Consider the following 3,950-nt stretch of genomic DNA (forward strand, 5'->3'; position numbering starts at 1 on the left):
CCTGACATGATCATCATGGCGAACGGTCAGACGCTGACGCGCTATGAGAAGCGGATCAAGTCGATCGCGACCAAGGTAAGCGGTGTCATGCGCTCGGCTGTTGCGCTGACCTATGATGAGGACCCGTATTCGGGTGCCTCGCGGCTGATCACGATCACCAGATACGGCACGGACGCCGTCGTCGACGCCTCGGGCACAGTCACGGCAGGCACTGCCAGACCACCCGTCTCAATGACATACTACGACGTCAATACGGCAAGGGTCGTCAAAAACAAGCCGGTTCCGACAGATGGCGAGTTCGTTGCACCGTCAGTCATCGATTTCGATCAAGACGGGTTTGATGAACTTGTCAACGCTGGCGAGTTAAGCAGTACGCTTTTTGCATTTGATCTTTCCGGAGATCCGAATGCAGCTATCGCAACGGACACAAAGACAATTGGGACTGCCTCGAGCAATCCGCAGGAACCAACGATTTGGCGTCGTTCTGCGGCCCTTCAAAACGCCGAAACTGTCAACCTCATAGTTGGCCAGACAAGAACCGTTGCGGTAGACGTTAGCCCGGGGCAAACGAATTATTATTATGTGACCTCAACGCGGAGCATTCAGACGTTTGATCGGATATCCGGCTACAAGGCATATTGCGGTATCAACAGTGACGGCCCTTATGGCAGCGAATGCGGTGTCGGGGGAAGTGTGCAGACTGGCAGACCGTATCGTCACTATGTGTATATTCGAGATGACAATGGGGATCTGGTCAGCCAATTGAACGTTGCCGAAATCTATGGTGGCACCGGAGAAGTTCAAAGAGGTGTTGCTGATTTCAGAGGTGATGGCAGCGAAAATGTGTATTCGGTCTACCAAAACAGCATCAATGCAGGTGGATTCGGTAGCGTCGGTGTGAGCAGCAGCAGTAATGCAGTGCTGGACCTGAATGGTGACGGCGCAGCGGACATTATCGACTTTGATTTCCTCGCCGGGCATCGCAAATTCCATCTCGGCACCGGATCTGGCTTTGAGCGTGTCGATGGCGGCACAATGCAGGCTCATGTCGGCGGCACATTCAGCGCGTCGGTGGTGGTGGGGTTTGCGGACCTTAATGATGATGGAATAATAGACATTCTTGCCCAAACCTCGGGTGGAGCAAAATCGCGGCGCCATTCGTTTATCCAATATCGCACCGACCCGTCCGGACACCGCATCCATCAGGATACATCGATGACATTCGGCTGGAGCGGCGAGCATATGATCGGCGTCGGCGATTTCAACGGTGATGGTATCGGCGATCCGATCTTCAATGAAGACGCAAATTCTCCTTCTTCCTGGATCTGGTACTCGGATTATCCTGATGGGACGCCCGGTTTGCTGAAGAGTGTCACGGACGAGCTGGGCGGGACGGTTTCTCTGAAGTACACGCCGTCTTCGCGGTTCGACCACGACTTCATGCCGTTCGTGATGCCGCTTGTGACGTCGCTGAGCCATGATGACGGGCGGGGCCAGGTGGCCGAGACGAACTATGCCTATGAGGGCGGCAAATATGATGTGACGGAGCGCCGGTTCCTTGGGTTTGCCAAGGTGACAGAGACGAAGCCGTTGGCCAATGGGGAGACGGCCCGGCCGAGTGTGGAGACGATGCTGCGCCAGGACGTGGCGAGCTACGGCCTGCCTGAGAGCGTTACGTACAAGGACGGATCGGGGACGGTTCGCAAGGTGGTGACGCACAGCTATGCGGTGAACGCGGCGACGAAGCCCTATACGGCGTTGAGGACAGCGAGCGAGACGGCGCTGACACAGAACGAGGTTGGAACGGTCCCCGGCAGCCAGTACCAGCACCCGACCAATGTCGGTGATGTGGCGGTCTATTATCAGGGTCTGATCGATGGCCATCTTGCGCAGATCGCCACGATCGAAGGACAGATATCGACGACTGAGGGCCAGATCAGTTCGCTCAACACGCAGATTGCCACGACGCAGTCCGACATAACGACCCTGGAAGGCGAGATTGCCAATACCGAAGCGCTGATCGCTCAATATGAGCAGGAACGGGCCAGCAACCAGGCCTCGGCCAACTTCTTCTGGTGGTGGCCTTCGCTCGCCGCGTCATACCAGGCAGCTGCGGACGCAGCGGAAGCGAACCGAATAGCCCAGGAAGCGATTCTTGCGACACAGCAGACGGATCTTGCGAACCTCCAGACGGCATTGTCCAACCAGCAAACCCAACTGAGCAATGCACAGACGAGCCTGACTGGCCTGCAGACCGATCTTGCCAACGAACAGGCAGCGCTTGCCGATGACCAGGCACGGCTTGCCGACTATCAGCTGCAATCGCCGCTGGGCGGCGGCTGGGGCGTGGCAGGCAACCCGCTCACTCTTACGACACGCATTGAGCGTTTTCATGACGGCTATGGGAATGTGATTGAGGAGCGTCATCTTGGCCGCACGGATGTTGCGGGTGACGAGACGACGCGGGTGTCGACCTATGTCGCCAACACGACGGACCATATCGTTTCGCTGCCTTCGGTTATGTCTGTGCACGCGGGCTCGGGCACATCAGGCGCATTGCTGTCACAGGAGCAGCTTTCCTATGACGGCGGCGCCCATGGGGTTGCGCCGACGAAGGGCCATGTGACGGCAAGAACGGTTCTGCGCTCGTCCGATGGCTCGCTGCCGGCGATCGCCATGAGCTATGGCTATGACGCCCATGGCAACAGGACCCATGAGGTGGATGGCGAGGGCAACCGGACCGAGTGGGATTATGATACGACCTACAATCTCTACCCGGTGACGGAGCGCAATGCGCTCTACTTCGGCGGCGATACGCGCCATCAGGTGACGCGAACCTACAATGCCGTGTGCGGTGTTGCGGCAACGCTGACGGATCTCAATGGCGTTCAGCACACCTACGGCCAGGATGTGTTTTGCCGGCACTACAATCACGTCAACACGGTGACGGGGGCCGAGGAGCGTATTGTCTATATGGATGAAGGCAATGCGGCTGCGCAGCGCTTCCTGAAGGCAAAAAGGCGGCCGAATGGAGCGAACAATTGGACCAACCGGTATAGCTATTTTGACGGTCGTGGCAGGGTATATGTCGAGATCGAGTGTGTTCCCGATTGCCACACGGATTCCTTCCGTGTTTCCACGGTGCACGATGAAAGAAACAACGTCAAAAGCGTTAGCCACCCCTATGTGTTTGGCGCGACACAATACAAAACACTGAACACCTATGACTGGGCTGACCGTGTTGTGTCGACGACGAACCCGGACGGCTCGTCGCGGACGATGGACTACCTTGTGGCGAACACCATCCCGGCGGGCAATGATGCGGGCAATGTGCCGCTGACGGCGGTGCGGCTGAGCGATGAGCTTGGCCGGACGTCTGTGGCGGTGACCGGCACCCGCGGCAAGGTGATCTATTCCCACAAGGAAACCGCCAATAGCAAGGAATGGCATTCCTACGATGCCTTCGACCGGCTGACCGGCGTGAAGGACAATATCGGCGCCACCTGGTCCTACAGCTATGACCTTGCCGGCAACCGGCTTTCGGTCAGCGATCCGGATCTCGGCAACTGGTCCTATGCCTATGACCAGAAGGGGCGATTGACCAGCCAGAGCGATGCAAGGGGCTCGGTTACGGCGATGACCTATGACGGCCTTGACCGTCCATTGACGCGAACCATAACCGCTCCCGTTGTGGCCGATCCGGTCCTTGCCCAGTTCACCTATGACGAGGCACGCAGCGGCTATTACAATGTCGGCCAGCTGACGTCGGCCTCCAATTCGAGCGCCGCGCGCACCATCGACTATCATGCGTCTGGCAATGAGGCGAAGAACGAAGTCACCATTGACGGTGCGACCCATACGACGACGACGGGCGAGGACCTGGGCGAGCTTCCGGTCTGGAAGCTTTACGACCCGCATCTGGTCACGGTCGGCTCGGCGGCTTCGCCCTG

General features: G+C 58.0%; 2 protein-coding genes. One reads left to right on the forward strand and one right to left on the reverse strand.

The window, feature by feature from the left end:
• Nucleotides 1-588: 588 nt before the first annotated feature.
• A complete protein-coding gene (locus tag OOZ53_RS26410; protein ID WP_271092792.1) occupies nucleotides 589-1,203 on the reverse strand; it encodes a hypothetical protein in 615 nt (204 codons plus the stop codon).
• 12 nt (nucleotides 1,204-1,215) lie between these two features.
• Here OOZ53_RS26410 and OOZ53_RS26415 point away from each other — a divergent pair.
• A partial coding sequence (locus OOZ53_RS26415; RefSeq protein WP_271092793.1) for a toxin TcdB middle/N-terminal domain-containing protein occupies nucleotides 1,216-3,950 on the forward strand: 2,735 nt, incomplete at its 3' end.

The organism is Allohoeflea poritis, from assembly GCF_027889715.1.
Lineage (GTDB): Bacteria > Pseudomonadota > Alphaproteobacteria > Rhizobiales > Rhizobiaceae > Hoeflea_A > Hoeflea_A poritis.

Bases quoted from the DNA above. Each gene is read 5' to 3' on its own strand.
- OOZ53_RS26410 (WP_271092792.1), bottom strand. From the start codon at position 1,203: ATGGATGCGGTGTCCGGACGGGTCGGTGCGATATTGGATAAACGAATG.